The sequence below is a fragment of the Aquamicrobium sp. YD-1-mutant5 genome, assembly GCF_059509755.1.
In genome coordinates this window covers 40,614-65,495 of record NZ_JCAKKP010000004.1, presented here as the reverse complement: position 1 = coordinate 65,495, position 24,882 = coordinate 40,614, and the positions used below count along the sequence as shown (strand labels likewise).

The window sequence follows — 24,882 nt, the reverse complement described above, 5'->3', positions numbered from 1 at the left end:
GGATTCACGCCCGGCGCTCCTGCATGTTCAGGAGTGCCGTGAGCGTTCAGGACCACACATGGCACATCTCACTCCCCCGCAAGACACCGCCCATGCAAGCTGGCTTCGCCACTGGCCGCCCGGATTGCCAGCGGATCTGCACGTTCCCGAAACGACCGTCCACTACAATCTGGAAGTATCTGCGAAGCGCTATCCCGACCTCGACTGCCTGATCTTCTGCGGCGTTCATCTCACCTATGTCGACGTGCAGCGGAAGGTGGAGAGCCTCGCCGGCTTCCTGCAGAGCGAATTTCATCTGGCGCGGGGCGAGCGGGTGCTGCTGTGCCTGCAGAACAGCCCGCAATTCGTGATCGGCTATTACGGCATATTGCGCGCCGACGCCGTGGTGGTTCCGGTCAACCCGATGAGCAAGGCGTTCGAGATCGAGCATCTGGTGGGCGACACCGGGGCCCGCATTGCCGTTGTCGCGCGCGATCTCGTGCCGGTGATCCGGCCGCTGGTCGAGGCCGGGCTGATCGACCATGTGGTGGTCGCCGACTATGCGGACTATGTGGCGCCGGGCTTCGACCTGCCGCTGCCTTTTGCCGCCGCGCCCGACCCGGCCCCGCTTCCCGAACGCATGATGGCATGGCGCGATGCGCTTTCGGCCGGCCACTTTGCCGCCCCTTCGCTTGCCGGACCCGACGATCTGGCCCTTTTGCCCTACACGTCCGGCACCACCGGCAACCCGAAGGGCTGCATGCACACGCACCGCACCGTGATGGTCACGCTGGTCGGCGGGGTGCGCTGGATGCCGGCTTCGGTCGGCGCGGTGAACCTCGCCACCCTGCCCCATTTCCACGTCACCGGCATGCAGAATTCCATGAACATCCCGATCTATGCAGCCGGAACGCTGGTCATCATGCCAAGATGGGACCGCAAGGTGGCGGCCGAACTGGTGCGCCGTCACCGGGTCGAGCGATGGCGGCTGATCAGCACCATGGCGATCGATCTGGTCAACGATCCGGATTTCGACGGTTACGATCTTTCCAGCCTTCGCTATATCGGCGGCGGTGGCGCGCCCATGCCGGAAACCGTGGCGACGAAGCTGCGCGAAAAGACGGGGCTTGCCTATATCGAAGGCTATGGCCTCTCGGAAGCCATGGCAGCCACCCACATCAACCCGACCCAGCGCCCCAAACCCCGCTGCCTCGGCATTCCGGTGTGGGGCGTCGATTGCCGCATTCTCGATGTGGACGGCGGCGCATTCCTGCCCGATGGTGAAGTCGGCGAGATCGTCATGGACGCGCCGCAGCTTTTCAAAGGCTACTGGCGGAACCCGCAGGCGACGCAGGCGGCTTTCATCGAAGCTGGCGGCAAACGCTTCTTCCGCACCGGAGACATCGGCTATCGGGACGAGGACGGCTATTTCTTCATTGTCGACCGTTCCAAGCGCATGATCAATGCATCCGGCTTCAAGGTATGGCCCTCGGAAGTGGAAACGCTGATGCTGCGCCATCCGGCCATTGCTGAGGCCTGCATCATCTCCATGCCGGACGAAAGGCGCGGTGAAAGCGTAAAGGCGCTTGTCGTTCTGCGCCGCGATTATCATGGCAAAACGAGCGCACAGGAGATTTCGGACTGGTGCCGCCAGAACATGGCGAGCTACAAATGCCCGCGCCATATCGGATTTCTCGACGCACTGCCGCGCTCTTCAACGGGCAAGATATTGTGGCGGGAACTTCAGGCGCGGGAATGGGAAGGGCACTGAAGCCGGCGCCGCGGCTCATCCCTTGTCTTGAAAGACGGCGTCCTTCGTGGGAAACGCATTGTGCAAGGTCACGCAAGGGGAACAGCCGGCCATGAACCGGTGCGCACATGAACGCTAAGGCAGACAAGCCAGACAGATCCGTAGCCACTTCGCTGCGCAAGGCGCTGGCCATCCTCGAAGAGGTGGCAGACGCCGACGGGCCGCTGACCGGCCAGCAGATCGCCGTGCAGGTGGGCCTTTCCCGGTCGACCGCCTCGCGGCTGGCGCTGGACCTGTGCGAGCTGGGCTATCTTGCCCCCCTTTCCAACGGCCAGGGCTTCGAGCTGGGGACGGCCGCACTCAGGCTTGGCCTGCGCAAGTTCTCCAGCATCGACATTCGCAGGGTCGCGGCGCCCTTCATGCGCACCATCAGCGACGACACCGGCCTGATGGTCGATCTCGCGCTCGCCCATGGCGACGAGATGCTCTATTTCGAGGTGTCGCGCAAAAGCGGGTCCGTGGTGCTGGCGACCGAGCTGGGCAGCCGCATGCCGATCGAGAAGACCGCCGGCGGCCTTGCCGCGATCTCCGCCTTCATGCCTTTGGAGCGCGAGCAGGTCCTGGCGCGGCTGAAGATGAAATATGGCGCAGACTGGCCGCAGGTCGAAGCCAGAATCCTGCGTGCGATGGAAGAGATCGCCACATATGGCTTCTGCACCGCGATCGGTACATGGCGGCCGGATGTTTCCGCCGTCGGCCTGCCCTTTATAGACCCCAGAACCGGACGGACCTTCAGCTTCAGTTGCTCGGGCATCGGCTACACGATAGAGGAAGATCGTCTCCGTAGAGAGATCGGCCCGCGCATGGTCGAGCTGGTCCATAACGTCGCTTCTGCCATGGGAACAGCCCCAAGGCCCTGAGGCCACAGGGACAAAGGCTCTTCCGCGGCGCGCGGTCGGGGGCGGGTTCAGCCCCGCGGCAGGCAGCTTGCCGCCCTCAGCGGGCGGGTTCGTGGAGAGATAATTGAAGAAGCGCGCCAAACAGACGGATGCCGGCACCGAGCCTGATGCCTCCGCCTCCGGGGATCGCCAGTTCGTGACCGCGCTGCAGCGCGGGCTGGATATTCTGCGCTGCTTTCGCCCCACCGACGGCGCGCTCGGCAATCAGGAGCTTGCACAGCGTTGCGGCCTGCCCAATTCCACCGTCTCGCGCCTGACCTATACGCTGTCGAAGCTCGGCTATCTCGTTTATCTGGAAGACATCGGCAAATATCGTGTGGGCGTACCGGTGCTCGGCCTCGGCTATGCCTGCCTCAGCGGCCTGAAGGTGCGCGAAGTGGCACAGCCCTATCTGGACGAGCTGGCACAGCACGCCGGCAACGGCCTGCTGGTCGCCATGGGCGGGCGCGATCAGTTCAGCATGATATATGTCGCATGCGCACGTTCGGAAGGCATCGTATCGCTGCAGCTGAATGTCGGCTCACGCATTTCACTGGCCCGTTCCAGCATGGGCCGCGCCTATCTCGCGGCGGCCGCCCCGCAGGAGCGGGAGGCAATCCTGCGCGGCATCGAGGCCCGCACGGACAAGGAGCGCTGGCCGCAGCTTCAGTCCGAGATCCTGCGGGCGATCGAGGAAATCAACACGCGCGGTTTCTGCCTGAATTCCGGCGAGTGGCAAGCCGATGTCAATTCGGTGGGCGTGCCGCTGCCGCCCCTGCATGGCAGCGGGCCGATCCTTGCCCTGAACTGCGGTGGGCCGGCCTATCTGCTGCCGCGGGAGAGGCTGGAAAACGACATCGGTCCGCGCATGGTCGAGGCGGTGCGAAAAATCCGCTATGCGGGCGAAGGTGGCGGCAGGTAAGCCCATCGGCTCCGCAACCGCCGCTGAGCGCATACGGACAGAACTCGGCTCACCCCCACGAAAACGGAGAGCTTCCGGCTGCAAGTCCCGAAATGAAGGTGACTGAAGACAAGAAACGGCGCTGATTTGCGCCGTCTGTCATTTCGCTTTCACGGATGGCCTGCGCTTCTTTTGCGGCACCGCATTTTCTTCCGGCTTCCCCGCCGCGATAGCCTCCATCTCCAGACGTGCGGCCTTCAGGCGCTCTGTCTTGGCATTTCGCTTCGCAACCTCGGTGTCAATAATCTGGCGCGCCACGCGGGCCGAGATATCTGCCTTCGTCTCCATCTTCGTGAGAGCGGGTCTGAAAACAGCGTTGACCGCATCATGGTTCATTTCGGTACTCCTTTACGAAAACGAAAAAGGCCGGGAAATCCCGACCTTCTCCTGTCCGCCTCAATGGTCAGTGCCAGTACATCCGTGGTCAAAGACCAGAGGCGTCATTCATCAGGCAGCCTGCAGGTTTTCAGCCGCGCTCTTGCCGCTGCGATTGTCTCTCACAACGTCGAAGCTCAGCTTCTGGCCTTCGGCGATGGTATGCATGCCGGCGCGTTCGACGGCAGAGATATGGACGAACACATCCGTGCTGCCATCCTCAGGTGCGATAAACCCGTAGCCCTTGGTGCTGTTGAAGAACTTTACGGTTCCAATAGTCATGACGATCTCCTTATCAATCGGCACAGAAATCCAACGCCCGGCCGCATGCCGAACGTCGCAGTCGTCGAAATTGAGAGGGGAATATCGTCAGAGCGCTTCTGCGCGGAAACAAACTTCGTCAGCAATATCGATGCTCAATACATATGATGCAATTGTGATGAATGCAAGGCGCCACGCCAACAATTTATCTTAAGGCGAGTTAAATCCGGAACAGCCGGCAAAAGAGGCAGTTTTTATCTATCTGTACTTACCCATATCCAGATAATATTCGCAGTCATAAATCATTTGCCGAAGCGCAACCGTATTGAACCCGGTCAGTCCCTCAGTACTGCCATCCTGCCAACGGAAAACAGATAGCAGGATGAAGACGGTGCCACCGCAGATGCGCGACCGGATTTCCCTCTCCCGACATGGAACCGAAGCCTGTGCCCCGGCCGAATCGAATTGATGCAAGAGCGGTTTCCTCATGCCATTATGTGTGCGTGCTGTGACTGAAGGAGGAGTCGGTCATGCTCGACAAAGCGCTTTTATACGACATGGCGGGGCGGCCGATCGTCCAGCATGGACGCACCACGTCTCAGGACTGGGACGAGGTGCAGGATTTTTGTCGCCGCGTTTACATGCCCTACCGGGTCAGGCCGCTGGGTCATCTGCTCAACCCCGACGCGACGATGCGGCGCGCCAATATAAGGCGCATCACGCTCACGCGTTTTTCCTATGGCGTGCCGATCCATCTCGATGAGTTCGATCCCGCCGCCGGCAATATTCTGGTGCTGAACACGCTGCGCGGTGCGCTGCGTCACAAATATACGGCTGAGGCGGATGCCATGACAGGTCCCGGCGAAAGTTTCGTCGTGGATTGCAGCCGCACCGAATACTGGCTGGACGGCGATGCCGAACACATGCAGCTCAACCTCACCATTCCCCATGACGTGATGGCGGAGGTGGCGCATCGCTGGTTCGGCTTCATTCCCGACGACCGGCTGTGGACCCGGCGCGTCGCGTTCGGCGGGGATGGATCGCGCTGGCAGGCGCTGCTCCACTATGCCTGCCAGTCGATACAGGCCAACGGGCAGGTTGCGGACAACGGCATCATGGGGCGGCATCTGGAAGAGCTGATCTGTGCCGAACTGCTGATGCTGTGGGCGCAGGGTGCCGGTGTGTCGCTGAAGGACGGTGCACGATCCGCCGCGCCGCATTATGTGCGCGAGGCCGAGGCCATCATGACCGAGATGGCGCAGGATCCGCCCACCATCGGCGAAATCGCCAGCCGGCTTGGCGTGTCGGTGCGCACGCTTTCGGGTGGTTTCAGGCAGTTCCGCGGCATTTCGCCAAGGGATTTTCTGCGCGAGCGGCGACTGGAAGGTTTGCGCAATGCGCTGCGCAATGCCCGGCCCGAAGAGACCGTCACCTCCATCGCCGCCGAATGGGGCTATGTGAATTTCGGAGCCATGGCCGGAACCTACAGGGAAAGGTTCGGAGAATTGCCCTCGCAGACGCTGGCCTTCGCCAGATCGCGCCACTGATCCGTTTCCGATTGCGGACAACCAATACCGATGGCGGATAGCAGGCGCTTTCGGCAGGCCGCATTCTCGCGATAACATTCGTGTTGCCAGGGAGGATAGGCATGGGTGAGTTGAAATCGGCCTGTGATGCGGTGCTGTCGCGGGTCACGCAGGGCGACAGCCGTGTTCCGGGCGTCGTCGCCATGGTCACGGACCGCAAGCAGGACATCTATTCGGGCGCGGCAGGCGACCGGCGCCTCGGCGACGGGGCGATGAGCGAGGACACGGTCTTCGCCATTTTCTCGACCACCAAGGCGATCGCCGGAACCACCGCTCTGCAATGTGTGGAAGAAGGCCTTCTCGATCTCGATGCGCCGGCGCGCGACTATGTTCCGGCCATCGGCAAGCTGCAGGTTCTCGATGGCTTCGACAGCGCCGGCAAGCCCATGCTGCGGGCGCCGAAATCGGATGTGACCACCCGCCAGCTGATGCTGCACACGGGCGGCTTCGGCTATGACTTCTTCAACGAGAAATACAGGCGCATGGCCGAGGAACATGGCCAGCCAAGCATCGTCGCCGCCACACGTGCCGCCATCGAAACACCACTTCTGTTCGATCCGGGCGAGAAGTGGGAATATGGTTCGAACATCGACTGGGTGGGTCAGGTGGTCGAGGCCATTCGCGGCAAGCGTCTTGGCGAGGTTATGCGCGAGCGCATCTTTGCGCAGCTCGGCATGCAGGAGATCGCCTTCACCCGCACGCCTTCGATGAAGGAGCGTTCGGCCACCATCCATGCCCGCACCGCCGATGGCGGCCTCAGCCCCATGGACGGCTTCGAACTGCCCGACAATCCCGAAGTCGACATGGGCGGGCACGGCCTCTATGCGACGATCCCGGAATATATGAAGTTCATCCGCATGTGGCTGAACGACGGCGACGGTCCCTATGGCCGCGTGCTGAAGCCGGAAACCGTGGCCTGGGCGGTCAGAAACGGCCTGCAGGAGCACCAGAAAGTGGGCATGCTGCCGGGCGTCATCGCTTCCCTGTCGAACGATGCGGAATTCTTCCCCGGCCTCAAAAAATCGTGGTCCTATACTTTCATGGTCAATGACGAGGAGGCGCCGACGGGTCGCCCGGCGGGCGCCATCGGCTGGGCGGGACTGGCCAACAGCTTCTACTGGATCGATCGCCAGAATGGCGTCGGCGGCTACTGGGCAACGCAGATCCTGCCCTTTGGCGACCCGGTCTCCTTCGGCGGCTATCTCGACTTCGAGACCGCTGTCTATCAGACCGTGGCCTCCGCGCGGGCGGCCTGACAGGCAGGCCCGCAACAGCTGACGCACTGACGTGCCGGGGCATTCCGCCCCGGCCCTTTCGGCACCGAAAGGAGTTGATGCAATGACGGACCTTGTGCCTCCCGAACAGTTGCCCGACTGGGTGCCGGGACGCATCCTGCTGGCCAGCGACAAGCTTGGCTGGCGCCATGTGGCGCTGCGCGCCTATCACTACCATGGTCAGGACGTGATTGTTCCGGCCATGCGCGATTTCATGCTGGTCGGCTATCAGGCCGGCGACACGCCCATGCAACGCCGCTTCGAGGGACGCTGGAGCCGCGACCGGCTGGGTCCCGGCGCGGCCTCGCTGCTCACCCGGGCGCAAAAGGCGCACTGGACATGGACCGAGCCGATCGACGTCACCCATGTCTATCTGTCCGGCGCACTGGTGGCTTCCGTCGCCTCGGAGGTGATGGACTGCCACGTTTCCGACGTTCAGCTCGCCGACGTGCTGCGCACCGACGACCCGGTGATGACGGCGGCCATGCACGCCATTTCCGAAGAAGCCCGCCATCAGGCTATGGGCGGAGCGCTCTATGTGGAATCGGTGGCGCGGGCGCTCAGCGTTCACCTTTTGCGCCGCTACGCCTCGATCCGCGCCAGACCGGTGTCACCTTCCAGCGGACTGGCGCCCGGCCAGATGCGCCGTATCGAGGATTTCATCGCCTCCAACCTCGGGCAATCGCTCGATCTCAGCCAGATGGCTGCGGAACTCGGGCTGACGCCCTGCCTGTTCGCGCGCCAGTTCCGGCACAGTTTCGGCAAACCACCCTATGCCCATGTCATCGACAGGCGGCTTGCCTGCGCGCGCCATATGCTGGCCACTACGACGCTTCCGATCAAGGAGATCGCGGCCTCCTGCGGCTTCACCGATCAGGCGCATCTGACCCGGCTTTTCGCGCGCTCCTGTGGAACCACCCCCGCCGCTTTCCGCCGCAGCGCTCAATAGGGTGCCGCGCAAAAAGGGGGCCGCAGACGCAAGTCCGCGACCCCTGTTTCAATCAGAAACGCATCACGCCATCTGCACGCCCTGATAGCCGGAGGCTGCAAGCTCGTCGCATTTCTGGCGATAGGTGCCGACACCGCCCGTATAGGACAGAACCCTGCGCGGCTTGCCCGGAATGTTGGAGCCGACATACCAGGAATTGGTGCGGGCGATCAGCGTGGCATTGGCCGTTTCGTCATGGTGCTGAACCCATTCCTCCTCCAGCTCCGCTGACGCCTCCATAACCGTCTTACCGGAGGCGCGCATGTGCGACACCAGCGCCGAAATCCACTCGGTCTGCTGTTGCAGGCAGGTCGTCATGTTGCACAGCGCGGCCGAGGGCGAGAGCGGCGAGCCGGTGATCAGCAGGTTCGGATAGCCATGCACCATCGTGCCGTAGGCGGTGCGGATATCGCGGCTCCAGTCATCCTTCAGCGTGCGCCCGCCCTTGCCCTTGATGTCGATGCGCGTCAGCGCACCGGAGCCAGCATCGAAGCCGGTTGCCAGAATGATGACGTCCAGCTCGTGCACGGTTCCGTCTTCCAGCCGGATGCCTTCCGGCACGACCTCGGCGATCGGATTGTCGCGCACGCTGACCGGCTCGACATTGTCGCGATGGTAGACCTCCAGATAGTTGGTCTCCAGCGGCACGCGGTGGGTGCCGAAGCCATAGTCGTCGGCGTTGGGAACCAGAAGGTCGATCAGCTTCGGATCCTTCAGGCGGGCGATCATCTTGCCGCGCACGAACTCCGAAATCTCGCGCGAGACATCTTCCTCGAAGAACATTTCGGAGAAGGAGGCCAGCCACAGCTTGAGCGAGCCGTCGGCATAAATTTCCTCCATCACGGCAAGGCGTTCATCTGGGGTCAGCTCCGCCCATTTCTTCGTGAAGTCATATTCGAAGCCGCTGAAGGTGTGGGGCAGGTTCTGGCGCAGCTCGTCAAAACGCGCCTTGTAGGCCTTCGCTTCCTCGGGGCCGTATTTCGGGTTCTTCATCGGCAGCACATATTGCGGGGTGCGGATGAAGACTTTCAGCTCGCCAACCCTGTCGGCGATGGTCTGGATGACCTGAATGCCGGTGGCGCCGATGCCGATCACGCCAACACGCTTGCCTTCCAGATCAAGCGGCTCGCGCGGCCACCGCGCGGTGTGGAAGATCCGGCCCCGGAAACTGGACTGGCCCGGGAAACGGTTTTCCAGCGGTGCCGAGAGCATGCCGCAGCAGCCGATCAGGAACTGCGTGTCGAAATTGTCGCCACGATCCGTGTGCACCGTCCAGCGGCCGCGTTCCTCATCATATTCGGCGGACGTCACCGTCGTGCCGAACAGGATATCCGGGCGCAGCTCCAGCCGGTCGGCGATGTAGTGCATCCAGCGCTCGATTTCGGGCTGGGCGGGAAAGCGCTCGCTCCACGTCCAGTCCTTGTAGAGGGCTTCGTCGAACAGATACTGGTAGATGTAGCTCTCGGAATCGAATTTGGCGCCGGGATAACGGTTCCAGTACCAGGTTCCGCCCACATCGTTGGCGGCGTCCACGGCCTGAACCTTCAGCCCCTGTTTGCGCAGCTGGTGAAGCTGATACATGCCGGCCACACCGGCGCCGATGATCAGTGCATCCAGCACTTCCGGTTTATCTGACGGCGCACGGCGAAGCGCGCCCTGAACGGCGATATTCATAGTGGCATTCCTCCCTTTCGGATCGCGAGGGTTCCTCCTCCCCGCCGGGGAGCCTGCGCTCCCTCGCAGAAAAGCTAGGAGAAGGGTGCCGTCACGGTCTTGTACGATCCGGAAGGAAGTCTTGTATGATCCTGACGCCGGTGCGGGCGGCCGGTGCTCAGTGTCCCCCGCCGCCGCCAACCGTTGCTGGCGGCTTGCGGATGAACAGGGCGAAGACGGCCAGCGAGGCAAACAGCACCGTCAGCAGGTAGAACACATCCATGAAGGAGAGCAGTGCCGCCTGCTGGTGCACCATTGCCGAAAGTCTTGAAAGGGCTGCCGCCGAGCCGTCGATGCCGCCATGCGTCTCGAAATTCCGGGAAAGGCTTTCGAGCTTTTCGGTGGCGGCAGGATTGCCCCACTGCACATGTTCCGACAGGCGCGCATAGTGGAAGGCGTTGCGGTGCGTGAGCATGGTGTTGATGATGGCAAGTCCCACCGCGCCCCCCAGATTGCGCGTCAGGTTGAACAGGCCGGACGCGTTCTTCAGCCTCTCGGGCGGCAGGGTGCCGAGCGCGATGTTGTTGATCGGCACCATGCACAGCATCATCGACACGCCGCGCAGGATCTGCGGCACGAACAGCTCCCAGAAATCCCAGTCCGCCGTCAGGTTCGTCATCTGCCAGGTGCCGGCGGCAAAGCCGAGAAACCCGATCATCATCATCACGCGCGGGTCCATCCTGCGCGACAGCATGCCCGAAATCGGCGCGGTGAAGAACATGGCCAGTCCGCTGACGAACAGCGCTTCGCCGATCATCATGGAATCATAGCCGCGAATGCGTCCCAGATAGATCGGATAGAGATAGGTCAGCCCGTAAAGGCCAATGCCGATGACGAAGGAAAACAGCGAGCCGAACGCGAAATTGACGTTGGTGAAGGCCCGCAGGTCGACGATCGGCTCTTCAGCCCTGAAGGCACGCCAGAAAAACAGCACCGCGCCTACCACCATCACCACGGTGAAGACGAACACCGTCTCATCCTGCATCCAGTCGTTGCCGGGGCCTTCCTCCAGAACATATTCGAGCGAGCCGAGAAAAGCGGCCATGCCGGCAAGCCCCCACCAGTCGAACTTCTTCCACAGGGACAGGTTGGGCTTGTCGAAATCGATCAGCGTCCAGGCGGCGCTTGCCACCAGAATGCCGGGCACGATGTTGACGAGGAACAGCCAGTGCCACGACATCGCATGACTGATATAGCCGCCGACCGTCGGGCCGATGGTGGGCGCCAGCGTCGCCACCAGACCGATCATCGGCGAGACGACCGCGCGGCGCGATGGCGGGAAGATGGTGAAGGCGGCTGCGAACACACTGGGGATCATGCCGCCGCCGATAAACCCCTGTATCGCCCGATAGACGATCATCTGGTCAATGTTGGTGGCGGTGGCGGCCAGCGCCGAGGCGGCGGTGAAACCGGCGGCCGCCGCGGTGAACAGAACCCGCGTCGACAGCATCCGCGACAGGAAGCCCGACAGCGGGATCATGATGACCTCCGCGATCAGGTAGGAGGTCTGCACCCATGGAATTTCGTCGGAACTCGCGCCAAGACCCGCCTGAATCTCGGCCAGGGACGCTGACACGATCTGGATGTCCAGGATGGCCATGAACATGCCGAACACCATTGCCAGAAAGGCGATGATGCGGCGCGGCTCTATATAATCGGCGGGCCTTTCACCGGCGGTGATCGCTGCACCTGACATCTGGAAGGCTCCCGCCGGAGCATCGGGTCGAAAAGTGAATTCCGGCTTTCGGACCGATGCTCCATCAATAGTTCAGATTGCGACTTGTGCGGCCGAACGGACGCATGGCGATCCCGTACAGGGCGCGCGGCTCAGCTTGCCGGGGCGGTGCGGCTGTCGACGTCGACCACCACCGAAAGCCCCGCGCGCAGCTTGCCGCCTTCCAGCACCTGCGCGGGCAGATCGATGCGCACCGGCACGCGCTGCACCACCTTGGTGAAATTGCCGGTGGCGTTTTCCGGCGGCAGCATGGAGAACACCGCGCCTGAAGCCGGTGCCAGCGACGACACCGATCCCTCGAAACCTTCACCACCCATCGCGTCAACGGCGATGTGGACCTTCTGGCCGGGCACCAGTGCCGCGAGCTGGGTTTCCTTGAAATTGGCGATGATATGGAGACGGTTCACCGGCACGACCACGGCGAGCTTCTGGCCAGGGCTGACGAGATCTCCCTTTTGGACCGAACGATTACCGACCACGCCGTCATAGGGCGCGCGCATGACGGTGAAGCCAAGGTCGCGCCCGGCCTTTTGCCGGGCAAGTTCCAGCGACGCGAGCGTGCTGGCCGTTTCGGCCTTCTGGGCTTCGAGAACGCCGACATTGGCTTTTGCGGCGGCAATCTGCGCCTCTGATCCGGCCAGGGCGGCTTTGGCCTGATCCGCTGCGGCGCTGGCGTCGTCGAGCTGTGCCTGCGTGGCCACACGGGTCCTGAGCAGTTGCGTGGCGCGATCCTGCGTTCGCACCGCATTGTCGAAGGCTGCCTGCGCCGACGCCTTTTGTGCCTCGGCCTGCTGAAGCGACGCGTGAGCGGCCACGATCTGCGCGTCGATGCGCTCCAGCGTCCGCGAATGGGTGGCGATCTCGGCCTCCGCCTGCGCGACAGCGATTTTATAGTCGCCGTCATCGACCACGAAGAGCGGATCGCCTGCCTTCACATGCTGGTTCTCGGCGACCTTCACCTCGGCGATATAGCCCGAAATCTTCGGCGATATGAACGCCATGTCCGCCTGCACATAGGCATCGTCGGTCGAGATCATGAAGCGGCCGTCCGTCCAGTAGCCATAGCCATACCAGGCGCCAGCGCCGAGAAGCAGCGCACCGATGATGGGCAACAGCATGGAACGAGCCGAGCGCCTGCGGGGCGCGGCAGGAGGCTGCGCCTGCGCCGGGGCCTCCGCGTGATGCGGCGCTTCGGCCGCAGGTGCGGCGCGGGTGGTCGGGAAAGGATGAACTTCAGCCTCGGAGGATGCTGAGCTGGACGACATGGATCATCTCTCCAAATAGAACTGAACCGTTCGGTTCGATGTTGACTTAGCGCTCCCAAAAGCCCATATCAAGAGAAAATCGAACTCATCGGTTCGATTTCTTATCATGCGCCGGCAAACGGCCGAGACGGCATAAGGGACATTCACGCGAAGAGATGAGCGGGGCCACCTCGAACAAGGACAGAACCGGGCAGTATAGTTCTGATGCCCCGACGAACCGTCGCCGTCCCTCGGCAGGAAACGATCCGGTCAAGCGCCAGCAGATCATCGACGGCGCGCGGCGCGTGTTCATGAGGCTGGGCTTCGATGCCGCCTCGATGAACGACATCACCCGCGAGGCAGGCGTTTCCAAGGGCACGATCTATGTCTACTTCATCAGCAAGGAAGAGCTGTTCGAAGCGCTGGTCGAGGAAGAACGCACGGCCATCTTCCGCAATCTCTATGAGACGCTGGACAATCCGGGCGATCTGCGCAGCACGCTGACGCGTTTCGGAACCGGGCTTGCACTCAGGATCACTTCCAAAAAGGTGATCCTCGCCCAGCGTGTCGTCATCGGCGCGGCCGACCGCATTCCCGAGCTTGGCCGGCGTTTTTACGAGAGAGGCCCCAAGCACGGACATGAGCGTCTGGTGGCCTTCCTGTCGAAGGCGGTGGAGCGGGATCTGCTCGACATCAGGGACGTCACGCTGGCAGCCTATCAGTTGACCGAGCTGTGTCTGGCGGGCCTCGCGCGGCAGCGTCTGTTCGGCTTCCGCCCCGACGCCCCCACGCAGGAAGAGGTCGAGCGGATCGCAAGTGCCGGCGTCGACATGTTCCTGAAAACCTATGGCACGGCGAAACTGGCCGCGCTGGAGCGGGCACGCGAAAGCTGACGACCCGCCCTTGCGCGGCTCCGGAAACTCAGCCCCCACTCATCCTTTTGTACCGCGCCGGCGCCAAAGTGCTGCGGCTTCATCTCGCAGGTCATCGAAGGCCGTGTGTTGCGGGCGCATGCTCAGCAGAGCGGCAGCGGCGGTGTCGATGACTATTTGCCGGGGCCGCTCATCCCGCACCCGGTTTTCCCAAACGCCCTGCCAGTATTCCAGACTGGTCAGTCCGGTCGAACCATCGAGCCTGGGCTCGGGAATGGATGGAACGAAAACTTCTGAAGGCTTGCCATCGACAAGCCGGTATATCGTCGTTGGCCTGTAAGGGTTGAACTCGCCGACATCACGAACACTGCCGAGAATGGCGAGATTCCGCAATCCGGCGGCATGTGCCGTATCGCGATGCAGCAACTGGTTGGCCGGCTGCGCCACGCCGAGCAGGCTGGCGGGGGCTCCAAGCGGATTGAGGAGATGCAGCATCAGGTTGACCGGCGTGCGCATCTGGAAAAGCCGGTAAAGGAAAGGCAGATGCGGCATGCGCTGCGCCATGGCCGTCAAAGGCATAAAGCCGATGCCATGCGTGTCGAGCGCCTGCGGCGCCGCCTCCATGGATGTGCAGACAGGAATGCCGATGCCATTGGCGGCAGATTCCAGCTTGCCCTGATCAGTTTCTTTCCCAAAGCCGTGCAGCAGAACGCGAATGCCCGATTGCGCGAGCAGCTTTCCCGCCTGCATGAGCCAGGGCATGGCTGTGGAGCGCGGCGACAAATAGATCGGCAGATCCAGATCCACGATACCGGCGCCCACATCGGGCGCTTCGATATGCTGGCGACTGGCCCGCACGAAACCTGCCAGTTCTCCGGCGGTCAGGCCGCGATAGTGCATGGTTGCCAGCAGCGCGCCCGTCTGGGCCGGGTCAGCGTTACCCTCAAGGATAATGGAAAACGCTTCCTGCGCCTCGTCGGCGTCAAGCGGACGTGAACTTCCGACGCCCGCCGCGGTCGTGGCGATATGCTTGGCCAATCTTTGCATCGGATCGGCGTTATGCCCGATACTCGCCAGCCGGCGGGCATGGTGGATGGGCAGGGGCTGGCCTTCCAGAGGGTTTTTCGGCCGATAGCCGAGAGGAACCACATCGACGATCGGCCCGGCTTTCCACTCCGGGATCTGCCGCGACAGGCGTTCCGTGACAGGGCTGGTCAGGTCTTCCGCCTCGGAAGCGACAGCCCGCACCCGCAGGCGCAGCGATTCCGCAAAAGGCGTGGGGATCATGCCCTGCGCCGTCCTGACAAGGATCTGGTCGCCATACAGCTCGCGAATCTGCTTGAGCAGCCGGCTCATGGCCGGCGCGCCCAGACCGAGGCGCGCAGCCGCCCCGTTCACGGATTTTTCAACAAGCAGCGCATCGAGCGCAAGGATCAGCCGCAACCTGCCGAGAGGCGCCTCGACCTGCGCTTCCTTGGCGGGAGACGTCCGGCTGCCCGGAGGGTGCCCAATTTTAGCCGATTTTGTCGTTGAATTTCCTATGATCCTGCTCCTGCAAGCGCCCGTATTTGCGCACGTCCGCGCCTTCCCTCCCCAAATTGCGTTTTTCTGAATTTAGTATCGTTCAAAAACATCGGCATTGACCCTGTGAGCGCCAGTTCTGAATAGGACTATTAAGCTCATATTTTATAAAGGGGTTATCCGCATGTGGCGAGAGGGTTCGACAGAACGCAGTTGCGAGGGCAATGCTGCGGGCTCGGTGATGCGCTGGAAACGGGCTCTTGCAGCATGTTCCTGCCTTGTCGCGGCAGGCGCACTCAGTGCTCCGGGCACTGCTTTCGCACAGACTGCGGAAGATGAGGAGAACGGCGTTACGGTTCTCAAGCAGATCGTGATTACGGCCACCGGCTTCGAGCAGAACGTCAAAGACGCCCCTGCAAGCATCACCGTGGTTTCCCGCGAAGAACTGGAAAAAGGTTCGTTCCGCGACCTGACCGATGCGCTGCGCGAGGTTCAGGGCGTGGCGGTGACTGGCGTTGCCAACGAGAAGGATATTTATATCCGTGGCCTGCCGGGTGCCTACACCCTGATCCTTGTCGACGGAAAGCGCCAGAGCACGCGCGATGCCCGCACCAACGGCAATTCGGGCTTCGAGCAGAGCTTCATTCCGCCGATCAGCGCCATCGAGCGCATCGAGGTCGTACGTGGTCCGATGTCTTCGCTCTATGGTTCCGACGCCATGGGCGGCGTCATCAACATCATCACCCGCAAGGTCGCCGACGTGTGGTCGGGCTCTGTCACTGTCGATGGCACCGCTCAGCAGCATTCACAGTTCGGCAATAACGGACAGGTCTCGTTCTACGGCTCAGGCCCTGTGATACAGGACAAGCTCGGCATGCAGATCTGGGGCCGTGGCTACAAACGTGGAGAAGATAGCTTCCTCGGTGGCGTCAGCGGCGCGAGGGAGGGCGACATCACTGGTCGGCTGACCTTTACGCCCAACGAAGATCACGATTTCGTCCTCGAAGGCGGGGTTACCCGCGTCAAGCGCGAAGCCGAGCAGGGCGAAACTCTGGCCTTTAACCCCCGAACCCCAACCACCTACAACCATAATGACAGGAATCATTGGTCGGTCTCACACACCGGCCGGTGGGGCTGGACCACTTCCGAGATCTCCTTCTCTCAGGAGTGGGCAAAACGTACCAGTTTCAACTGGGAGCCGGCGCAGAACGCTTTTGAGGAGCAGCAACGCTCTCCTGAAATCCGTAATTCGGTACTGGATGCCAAGTTCACAACACCATTCGAACTCGGCGGTTTGCATACGATGGTGATTGGCGGACAGTATTTTGATGCCACGCTTACGGACCAGAATCCTGGCCGGCGCACGGGCGTGGATGAAAAATTTCAGATCGAACAGTGGGCCCTTTTTGCTGAAGACGAATGGAAGCTCAGCGATACATTCGCCCTCACAGGTGGCCTGCGAATGGACCATCATGAAGTTTACGGCTCTCACTACAGCCCACGCCTCTACGGTGTTTGGAACGCAACCGAGCAGCTGACCGTAAAAGGCGGTGTTTCTACTGGCTTCCGTGCACCTGACATACGCTCGATAGCACCCGGCTATGCCTATACCACCGGTGGCGCCACCTGTACCTACGGTCCCAACGGAACCTGCGGCGTTATCATCGGTGATCCGAATCTGAAGCCAGAGAAAAGCACGAGTTACGAGATCGGCGCGATCTGGGACAATTTCAGCGGCCTGTCTCTGGGCGCAACGTACTTCTATACCGATTTCAAGGACAAGACCCAGAATGCTCAGGTGTTCAAGAAAGACAGTAACGGGAACGTAATTATTGGCTCTGACGGAAAGCCTGTCCCGGAGCGTTGGCCAGAAGATGACAATTATCGTCTCTGGTACAATTACAATGTTGATGATGCAGTGGTCCAGGGCGTGGAGTTGACGGCCACATGGGAGGCGACCCCGACCCTCACATTCCGTGGCAGTTACACCTATACGGATTCCAAACAGAAAACGGGTGCCTACAAAGGCTTCCCGTTGGCGCGCACGCCCGAACACATGGCAAATCTGCGCGCTGACTGGATCACGCCTATCGACGGGTTCACCACATGGGCGTCCCTCAATTACCACGGCTCTGAAATCAATGCGGGACTGCGCCTCACAGACAATGGAAAGCCCGTCGCATATAACGCGACCGGACAAGTCATCGCCCGCAAATACGGCGACTACGCAACGGTCGATTTCGGTGCATCCTACGCCTTCAATGAAAATGTCGTGCTGAAGGGTGCGGTCTACAACCTCTTCGACAAGAAGGTGGAGGCGACCGACTACAACACCACCATGGAAGGTCGTCGCCTGTGGGTCAGCCTGACCACGAACTTCTGAGCGTCGGGGCTCTGAAACGGCTGCTTTTGCGGCAGTGAAGAAACATGGTCCGGGCACGAAACCGTGTCCGGGCCAGCTTTGTATCATTTGAACGGGAACTCGGGATGAAGCTGGACAGACGCTCTATATTGTTCTCACTCGCGCTTGGCGCGCTTTCCCTGCAAATGGCTCCTGTGGTTGCCGTTGCGCAGGACATCACCGTCAAGCATACGCAGGGTGAGATTTCGCTGCCCGCGGCCCCGAAGACGGTTCTTGTCTTCGACATGGCCTCGATCGACACGCTCGATGCGCTGGGTGTGGAGATCGCGGGCGTTCCGGCGTCCAACTTCCCGCCCTATCTGGCGAAGTACGCAGGCGACGAATATGCGAAGATCGGATCGCTGTTCGAGCCCGATCTGGAAGCCGTCAATGCCGCCGATGCCGACCTGATCATCGTCGGCGGCCGTTCCAGCGCCAAATTCGCCGAACTGTCGAAGATCGCGCCGACCATCGACCTGACCGTCGACAACGCCAACCTTGTCGACAGCGTGAAGTCGAACGTGTCACTGCTGGGCGAAGTGTTCGGCAGGGAAAAGGAAGCCGCGGACAGGATCGCGGCGCTCGATGCGTCCATCGCCGCCGCGCGCGAGGCGGCCAGCGGCGCCGGCAAGGGCCTGCTGATCCTGACCACCGGCGGCAAGATGAGCGCCTATGGTCCGGGCTCGCGTTTCGGCATGCTGCATTCGGTGTTCGGCGTCGAGCCGGCGCGCGCAGACCTGCAGGCCGGCAATCATGGTCAGGCGATTTCCTTCGAGTTCATCCTAGAGGCCAATCCCGACTGGCTGTTCGTCATCGACCGCGACGCGGCGATCGGCCGCGAAGGATCGGCCGCGCAGCAGATGCTCGACAATGATCTCGTCGGCCAGACCAATGCGTGGAAGAACGGGCATGTCGTCTATCTCGACCCGGTGAACTGGTATCTGGTCGGCGGCGGCATCACCGCGCTGAGCGCCAGCGCCGATCAGATTGCAAAGGCGTTGCGCAAGGAATAAGCCCCCGCAACAGGGTTTTTTGCCCTTCATCCTGTCGATGCAGCGCTTCATTTGTTTGGGGCGCTGCATCGTCCGTTTTACAAGTTCGGTGCCATGAAAGCCTCCGGCCTCGCATTTTCCGCGCTTCTGGTCCTCGTGCTCGCCGTTGCCAGCCTGTTCGTCGGCGTCAGCGATGTTTCGCTGGCGACCCTTTTTTCGGGCGAAGCCGATGGCAGGGCACTGCATGTGCTGCTGGCAAGCCGCCTGCCGCGCACGGTTGCGCTCATTCTGGCGGGGTCCGCCATGGCGGTGTGCGGAACCATCATGCAGATGCTGGTGCGCAACCGCTTCGTCGAACCCTCGACGGCGGGCACGGTGGAATCGGCCAGCCTCGGCTTTCTCGTCATCGTGCTGGTGGCGCCCGGCCTGCCGGTGATCGGACGCATGGCAGTTGCGGCCCTGTTCGCGCTGGCCGGCACGATGCTGTTTCTCGCCATCCTGCGCCGCATTCCGCTGCGCTCCACCCTGATGGTGCCGCTGGTCGGCATCATGCTTGGCGGGGTGATCAGCGCCGTCACCTCCTTCCTTGCCTACCGCTTCGACATGCTGCAATCGCTGGGCGCATGGACCACCGGCGATTTCTCCGCCGTGCTCAGGGGCCGCTATGAGCTCCTGTGGATCGCCTTCGGCCTCACCTGCCTCGCCTATTTCGCCGCCGACCGCCTGACCGTCGCCGGCATGGGCGAGGATTTCACCACCAATGTCGGGCTGAACTATCGCCGCATCGCCCTGTTCGGGCTGTCGATCGTCTCGGTGGTCACGGCAGTTGTCGTCGTCACCGTGGGCATGATCCCGTTTCTGGGGCTGATCGTGCCCAACATCGTCTCCATGATCGTCGGCGACAATCTGAGGCGTTCGTTGCCATGGGTGGCCGTCCTCGGCTCCGGCATCGTGCTGGCCTGCGACATCATCGGGCGCATCGTGCTCTATCCGTTCGAGATCCCGATCGGAACTGTGGTCGGCGTGTTCGGCAGCGCGGCCTTCCTCTACCTGCTGCTGAGGAGAAACGCCCGTGTCTTCTGAGCGGCTTTCCCGGCGCAATCTTTTTGTCCTGCTCGCCCTCGCCGGAGTGATGTGCGCGGCCATCGCCGTGTTCATGACCATCGGCGCAAAGGGCCGCTGGGATTTCGTGCTGCCGTTCCGGGGCCGGAAACTCGCCGCGCTGGTGCTGGTCGCCTATGCCATCGGCGTGTCGACGGTGCTGTTCCAGACCGTTGCCGCAAACCGCATCCTCACCCCGTCGATCATGGGCTTCGATGCCTTTTACGTGCTGATCCAGACGGTGCTCGTCTTCACGCTGGGCGCCGCCCGCGTCTCCACGCTCGACCCGCGACTGATGTTCCTGATCGAAGTCGGGCTGATGGTGGCGTTTTCGGTGGCGCTTTATCGCTGGCTGTTTGCCAGAACCGCGCGCAGCCTGCATCTGCTGATGCTGGTCGGTGTGGTGTTCGGCGTGCTGTTCCGCAGCCTGTCGAACTTCATGCAGCGCATCATCGATCCCAACGAATTCGTGGTGCTGCAGGACCGCTTGTTTGCATCCTTCAATGTCGTCGACCAGCACTTGCTGATCAGCTCGGCACTCCTCGTCCTCATCGCCTCGGTGATCGGCTGGCGCATGCTGCCGAAGCTCGACGTGCTGGCGCTCGGCCACGACATCGCCGTCAATCTCGGCGTCGATTACCGCAGGACCGTGTCTGTGGTGCTCATCGTCGTCGCCATTCTGGTTTCGGTTTCGACCGCGCTGGTCGGTCCCGTCACCTTCTTCGGCCTGCTCGTTGCCAGCCTTGCCTACCAGCTGGTGCCGGGCGGACGGCATGTCATGGTGCTGCCCGTGGCCGTGATGCTCGGCATCATCTTTCTGGTCGCCGGCCAGACCATTCTGGAACGGGTCTTCTCCTTCAATTCCGCCCTCAGCATCGTCATCGAATTCGTCGGCGGGCTGGTGTTCCTGTTCCTGCTCGTCAAAGGTGTGAAGCGATGATCGAGATCCGCGACGTTTCCAAGGACTATGGCGGCAAGCTGGTGGTGGACGGCGTGACGCTGTCGCTTCCCGCCGGTGGCATCGTGTCGGTGATCGGGCCGAACGGCGCCGGCAAGTCGACGCTGCTGTCCATGATCAGCCGGCTGATGCCGATGAGCGCCGGCTCGGTGACGGTCGACGGTATGGACGTCACAAGAACGCCGAGCGACGTTCTGGCCAAGCGCCTGTCGGTGCTGCGGCAGGACAATCAGCTGATGGCCAAGCTGACCGTACGCGATCTGGTCGCCTTCGGCCGCTTTCCCCATTCGCGCGGCAGGATCACCGCCGAGGACGACCGACACATCCGGCAGGCGCTTGAGTTTCTGGATCTGGAAGCGCTTTCCGACCGCTTTCTCGACGAGCTTTCCGGTGGGCAGCGCCAGCGCGCCTTCGTCGCCATGGTGCTGTGTCAGGACACCGATTATGTGCTGCTGGACGAGCCGCTCAACAATCTGGACATGAAACATGCCGCAGGCATGATGCGGCTGTTGCGGCGCGCCGCGGACGAACTGGGCAAGACCGTCGTGGTGGTGCTGCACGACATCAATTTCGCCTCCTGCTATTCCGATCACATCGTCGCCATGCGCGACGGCAGGGTGGCTGCACAGGGCGCGCCGGAAGAGATCATGGAAAGCGGCATCATCCGCAGCATTTTCGGCATCGACGTTTCGATCTTCCGGGAAGAAACCGGCATCTACGCCCTGTATTACAGATGACGCCCTGCAGCTGACGCAGCGCGCTGTGTGAGCCGGGAGATATACCTTCGTATATCCGCGCGATGCCAGAATATACCAATCCCGCCTCACAGCCTGATGGCGTTTCAGGGCTGCTGCGGCTAATCAGGCACCTGTCGGCCGTAGAGCTTCGATCAGCCCGCGCCCGCACCAGAAGGAACCCGAAACATGCCGAGCGACAGTAGTCGACAGAGAAGGCCGTCGCGGTCACAGGAACGGGTCTGACCTTGCCGTCTCACCCGTGACACGCTGCGGCGGCGTCAGTGAGGTGAGATATGAACATCACGAAATTCTTCCGTTTTCGCGCCGGAGCCCTTCCGGCCGTGCCCGCCCGCAGCGCGCAGATCGTGCGCTTCCAGCGTAAGGCAAAGCCCCATGATCCCTTTCGCCCGGTTGTGCGCTGGCGGGTCAATCCGGCAACCGGCCGGCTGGAATGCCGCTGGACGGTGATTGCCAACACGCCGGGAGCAGCCCGTGCAGCGGCGGGCGACACCACCCCTGCCCCACTCCATGAAATACAGCGGGGCTGACATGATGTCCGCGCAACGCCCGCCGGGCTGAAAATAAGCGGCGACGGACGCGCTCCGTCGCCGCCAGCCAGCCGTCCATTTTTTCGATTCCACCAACCGGCCCCGGACAGTGCGTGGCGCGGGCGGCCTCGTGCGCCGCCTCGCCATTGCCGGGGCACTCATTGAGGACCACAGGCGATGAACATGATCAACAAGCGGCCACCGGCCGCGACCACGCGGAAGGAAGACAGGAAACTGTCGATGCGGGCGGTGCGCGAGGCACAGAACAGCATCGAGACCACGCTCGCCAACACCAGAGGCAATCTGCAGGGGCTGACGGAAGCCGAAGCCCGCATCCGCCTTGTCGAGGATGGGCCGAACCGGGTTGCGCATGACAAGCGTCCATCCGCCTTCATCCAGTTCCTGCAGGCATTTCAGAACCCGTTCATCGCCGTTCTCGCCGTTCTGGCGGCAGTCAGCGCTGTCACCGACATCGTATTGCCGCTGCGCGACGGCGAGGCCGCCGACTACACGGGCGTCGGCATCATCGTCACCATGGTGGTGCTGAGCGCCCTGCTGCGGTTCTGGCAGGAATACCGCTCCGGCCGCGCCGCCGATGCGCTCAGGGCCATGGTCCGCACCACGGCCACCGTGCAGCGGCGCGCGGAGCCGGCGGCGGCGCCCACCCTGCAGGAGGTACCGATGGCCGGGATCGTGGTGGGCGATGTCATCAGGCTTTCGGCCGGCGACATGATCCCCGCCGACATCAGGCTGCTGGAATCGCGCGACCTGTTCGTCAGCCAGGCCGCCCTGACCGGCGAAGCCTTGCCGGTCGAGAAATACGACACGCTGGGCTCCGTCGCCGGAAAATCGGCAGACGCGGTGGCAGGTGACCAGATGGACCTTCTGGAGCTGCCCAATATCTGCTTCATGGGCACCAATGTCGTCAGCGGCACCGCCACCGCCGTGGTGGTGGCCACCGGCGCGCGCACCTATTTCGGCTCGCTGGCGAAGGCGATCGTCGGCTCTCGCGCCGAAACCTCCTTCGACCGTGGCGTCAACAGCGTCAGCTGGCTGCTCATCCGCTTCATGCTGGTGATGGTGCCGATTGTGCTGTTCATCAACGGCTTCACCAAGGGCGACTGGACGGAAGCGTTCCTGTTCGCACTGGCGGTGGCGGTCGGCCTGACCCCCGAAATGCTGCCGATGATCGTCTCCTCCAACCTTGCCAAGGGCGCGGTGGCGATGGCGCGACACAAGGTCGTGGTCAAGCGCCTCAACGCCATCCAGAATTTTGGCGCGATGGATGTTCTGTGCACCGACAAGACCGGAACCCTGACGCAGGACCGCATCATTCTGGAGCGTCACCTCGATCCCACCGGCACGCCGGATGAAAGGGTGCTGCGGCTGGCATGGCTGAACAGCCATCACCAGAGCGGCGTCAGAAATCTGATGGATCAGGCCGTCATCCAGTTCGCGGCGGGTACGCCCGATGTGGTGCGGCAGGCCGCCTCGTTTAGCAAGATCGACGAGCTTCCGTTCGACTTCGTGCGCCGGCGGCTCTCGGTCGTGGTCGAAGACGCTGGTGGCGAGCACCTGCTCATCTGCAAGGGCGCGGTGGAGGAGATGCTGGCCATATCCACCCATGTGCGCGAGGGAGACGCCGTGCGCGAACTGGACGAAAACGGCCGCGCCCGCCTCGCCCATCTGGCCCGGGGCTGCAATGCCGATGGCTTCCGCGTCCTCGTCGTCGCAACCCGCGAGATACCGGGTGTCCAGTCGCGAGCCAGCTATGGCGTCGCCGACGAGCGCGATCTGGTGGTGCAGGGTTTCCTCACCTTCCTCGATCCGCCCAAGGAAACGGCGCGGGCAGCCATCGCGGCACTTGCCGACTATGGCGTGGCGGTCAAGGTTCTGACCGGCGACAATGAGGTGATCACCGCCAGGATCTGCCGCGAAGTCGGCCTCGAACCCGGCCTGCCGGTGCTTGGGCGCGACTTCGAGGCGATGGATGAGGAGGTTCTGCGCGAACTGGTCGAGGAACGCACCGTCTTCGCCAAGCTCACACCGTTGCAGAAATCGCGAGTGCTGAAAGCGTTGCAGGCGAATGGCCACACGGTTGGTTTTCTCGGCGACGGCATCAACGATGCACCAGCCCTGCGCGACGCCGATGTCGGCATCTCGGTCGACAGCGGCACTGACATCGCCAGGGAATCGGCCGACATCATCCTGCTCGAAAAGAGCCTGATGGTGCTGGAAGAAGGCGTGATCAGAGGCCGCGAAACCTTCGGCAACATCATCAAATACCTGAACATGACCGCAAGCTCGAACTTCGGCAATGTGTTCTCGGTGCTGGTGGCAAGCGCCTTCATCCCCTTCCTGCCGATGATGGCCATACACCTGCTCATCCAGAACCTGATGTACGATATCTCGCAGCTTGCCCTGCCATGGGACAGGATGGACAAGGAATTCCTGCGCAAGCCACGCAAATGGGATGCGAAGAACATTGGCCGCTTCATGATCTGGATCGGACCGACCTCCTCCATCTTCGACATCACCACCTTCGCGCTGATGTGGTACGTGTTCGGGGCCAATTCGCCGGATCAGCAGTCGCTGTTTCAGTCGGGCTGGTTCATCGAGGGGCTGCTGTCGCAGACGCTGGTCGTGCACATGCTGCGCACCCAGAAAATCCCCTTCATCCAGAGCACCGCCTCGTTGCCGGTCATGGTGATGACCGTGCTGGTGTGCGTGACCGGCATCTACATCCCCTTCTCGGCCTTCGGGGCGATGGTCGGCCTGCAGCCGCTGCCGTGGGAGTACTTCCCCTGGCTTATCGCCACGCTGCTTGCCTACTGCGTCGTCGCGCAGGGCATGAAGACCATCTACATCCGCCGCTTCGGACAGTGGTTCTGACGGGCGAGGCGCAGCGCTGACGCGCTCCCCACAACCTGCAAGTCAGTCGGGCGGCA

Annotated in this window: 20 protein-coding genes; 14 read left to right on the top strand and 6 right to left on the bottom strand. The window is 62.3% G+C overall.

Going from position 1 to position 24,882, the window contains the following annotated elements:
- Positions 1–58 precede the first annotated feature (58 nt).
- The 3 genes from AC5XE7_RS08055 to AC5XE7_RS08045 all read left to right on the top strand — a co-directional run bounded on the left by AC5XE7_RS08055 (position 59) and on the right by AC5XE7_RS08045 (position 3,589).
- Positions 59–1,750, top strand: coding sequence for a long-chain-fatty-acid--CoA ligase (locus AC5XE7_RS08055; protein ID WP_495365588.1), 1,692 nt, complete (start codon positions 59–61; stop codon positions 1,748–1,750).
- 107 nt (positions 1,751–1,857) lie between these two features.
- The gene (locus AC5XE7_RS08050; protein ID WP_495365587.1) at positions 1,858–2,649 is read left to right on the top strand and encodes an IclR family transcriptional regulator; all 792 of its coding nucleotides are present in this window, start codon (positions 1,858–1,860) and stop codon (positions 2,647–2,649) included.
- Positions 2,650–2,752: 103 nt separating this feature from the next.
- Positions 2,753–3,589 carry an IclR family transcriptional regulator gene (locus AC5XE7_RS08045; protein ID WP_183826095.1) on the top strand — a complete coding sequence of 279 codons (837 nt, stop codon included), beginning with the start codon at positions 2,753–2,755 and terminating at the stop codon, positions 3,587–3,589.
- A gap of 138 nt (positions 3,590–3,727) precedes the next feature.
- Here AC5XE7_RS08045 and AC5XE7_RS08040 read toward each other — a convergent pair whose 3' ends face one another.
- Both AC5XE7_RS08040 and AC5XE7_RS08035 read right to left on the bottom strand, forming a co-directional pair.
- Positions 3,728–3,964, bottom strand: a complete 237-nt coding sequence (locus AC5XE7_RS08040) for a hypothetical protein (RefSeq protein WP_495365586.1) — start codon at positions 3,962–3,964, stop codon at positions 3,728–3,730.
- Positions 3,965–4,075: 111 nt separating this feature from the next.
- A complete protein-coding gene (locus AC5XE7_RS08035; protein ID WP_183826093.1) occupies positions 4,076–4,285 on the bottom strand; it encodes a cold-shock protein in 210 nt (69 codons plus the stop codon).
- Between the two features lie 509 nt (positions 4,286–4,794).
- Between AC5XE7_RS08035 and AC5XE7_RS08030 the strand changes: the two genes are divergently transcribed.
- From AC5XE7_RS08030 to AC5XE7_RS08020, 3 genes are all read left to right on the top strand, one after another.
- On the top strand, positions 4,795–5,811 hold the full coding sequence (locus AC5XE7_RS08030; protein WP_280198959.1) for a helix-turn-helix transcriptional regulator: 1,017 nt from the start codon (positions 4,795–4,797) through the stop codon (positions 5,809–5,811).
- 101 nt (positions 5,812–5,912) lie between these two features.
- Entirely contained in the window at positions 5,913–7,106 is a 1,194-nt protein-coding gene (gene acmB, locus AC5XE7_RS08025; RefSeq protein ID WP_495365585.1) for a methyl acetate hydrolase AcmB, read from the top strand.
- 82 nt (positions 7,107–7,188) lie between these two features.
- Positions 7,189–8,073: a helix-turn-helix domain-containing protein gene (locus AC5XE7_RS08020; RefSeq protein ID WP_495365584.1), complete on the top strand. Its 885-nt coding sequence runs from the start codon at positions 7,189–7,191 to the stop codon at positions 8,071–8,073.
- A 63-nt stretch (positions 8,074–8,136) separates the two neighbouring features.
- Here the strand turns inward: AC5XE7_RS08020 and AC5XE7_RS08015 are convergent, their stop codons facing one another.
- The 3 genes from AC5XE7_RS08015 to AC5XE7_RS08005 all read right to left on the bottom strand — a co-directional run bounded on the left by AC5XE7_RS08015 (position 8,137) and on the right by AC5XE7_RS08005 (position 12,825).
- A complete protein-coding gene (locus AC5XE7_RS08015; RefSeq protein ID WP_495365583.1) occupies positions 8,137–9,786 on the bottom strand; it encodes a flavin-containing monooxygenase in 1,650 nt (549 codons plus the stop codon).
- A 157-nt stretch (positions 9,787–9,943) separates the two neighbouring features.
- Positions 9,944–11,521, bottom strand: coding sequence for a DHA2 family efflux MFS transporter permease subunit (locus AC5XE7_RS08010; protein WP_495365582.1), 1,578 nt, complete (start codon positions 11,519–11,521; stop codon positions 9,944–9,946).
- A gap of 131 nt (positions 11,522–11,652) precedes the next feature.
- The gene (locus tag AC5XE7_RS08005; protein WP_495365581.1) at positions 11,653–12,825 is read right to left on the bottom strand and encodes an HlyD family secretion protein; all 1,173 of its coding nucleotides are present in this window, start codon (positions 12,823–12,825) and stop codon (positions 11,653–11,655) included.
- Between the two features lie 155 nt (positions 12,826–12,980).
- Here AC5XE7_RS08005 and AC5XE7_RS08000 point away from each other — a divergent pair, with 155 nt between their 5' ends.
- Entirely contained in the window at positions 12,981–13,697 is a 717-nt protein-coding gene (locus AC5XE7_RS08000; RefSeq protein ID WP_495365580.1) for a TetR/AcrR family transcriptional regulator, read from the top strand.
- A 39-nt stretch (positions 13,698–13,736) separates the two neighbouring features.
- On the opposite strand, the gene AC5XE7_RS07995 is transcribed toward AC5XE7_RS08000, so the two are convergent.
- Positions 13,737–15,119, bottom strand: coding sequence for a glycosyl transferase family protein (locus tag AC5XE7_RS07995; protein ID WP_495365579.1), 1,383 nt, complete (start codon positions 15,117–15,119; stop codon positions 13,737–13,739).
- Positions 15,120–15,438: 319 nt separating this feature from the next.
- On the opposite strand from AC5XE7_RS07995, the gene AC5XE7_RS07990 reads away from it, so the two are divergent.
- The 7 genes from AC5XE7_RS07990 (at position 15,439) to mgtA (ending at position 24,826) form a co-directional block, all read left to right on the top strand.
- Positions 15,439–17,580, top strand: coding sequence for a TonB-dependent receptor domain-containing protein (locus AC5XE7_RS07990; protein WP_495365868.1), 2,142 nt, complete (start codon positions 15,439–15,441; stop codon positions 17,578–17,580).
- A gap of 104 nt (positions 17,581–17,684) precedes the next feature.
- A complete protein-coding gene (locus AC5XE7_RS07985) occupies positions 17,685–18,611 on the top strand; it encodes a siderophore ABC transporter substrate-binding protein (RefSeq protein WP_495365578.1) in 927 nt (308 codons plus the stop codon).
- A 93-nt stretch (positions 18,612–18,704) separates the two neighbouring features.
- Complete coding sequence (locus AC5XE7_RS07980; RefSeq protein ID WP_280198947.1) at positions 18,705–19,673, top strand: ABC transporter permease; 969 nt, start codon at positions 18,705–18,707, stop codon at positions 19,671–19,673.
- A gap of 49 nt (positions 19,674–19,722) precedes the next feature.
- The gene (locus AC5XE7_RS07975; RefSeq protein ID WP_495365867.1) at positions 19,723–20,631 is read left to right on the top strand and encodes an iron chelate uptake ABC transporter family permease subunit; all 909 of its coding nucleotides are present in this window, start codon (positions 19,723–19,725) and stop codon (positions 20,629–20,631) included.
- Positions 20,628–21,386 carry an iron ABC transporter ATP-binding protein gene (locus AC5XE7_RS07970; RefSeq protein ID WP_280198946.1) on the top strand — a complete coding sequence of 253 codons (759 nt, stop codon included), beginning with the start codon at positions 20,628–20,630 and terminating at the stop codon, positions 21,384–21,386. Before AC5XE7_RS07975 ends, AC5XE7_RS07970 begins: the two co-directional genes overlap by 4 nt.
- Positions 21,387–21,679: 293 nt before the next feature.
- Positions 21,680–21,934 carry a hypothetical protein gene (locus AC5XE7_RS07965; protein ID WP_495365577.1) on the top strand — a complete coding sequence of 85 codons (255 nt, stop codon included), beginning with the start codon at positions 21,680–21,682 and terminating at the stop codon, positions 21,932–21,934.
- Between the two features lie 183 nt (positions 21,935–22,117).
- Positions 22,118–24,826 (top strand): magnesium-translocating P-type ATPase, encoded by a 2,709-nt coding sequence (gene mgtA / locus AC5XE7_RS07960; protein WP_495365866.1) that lies wholly within the window; start codon positions 22,118–22,120, stop codon positions 24,824–24,826.
- Positions 24,827–24,882: the final 56 nt, after the last annotated feature.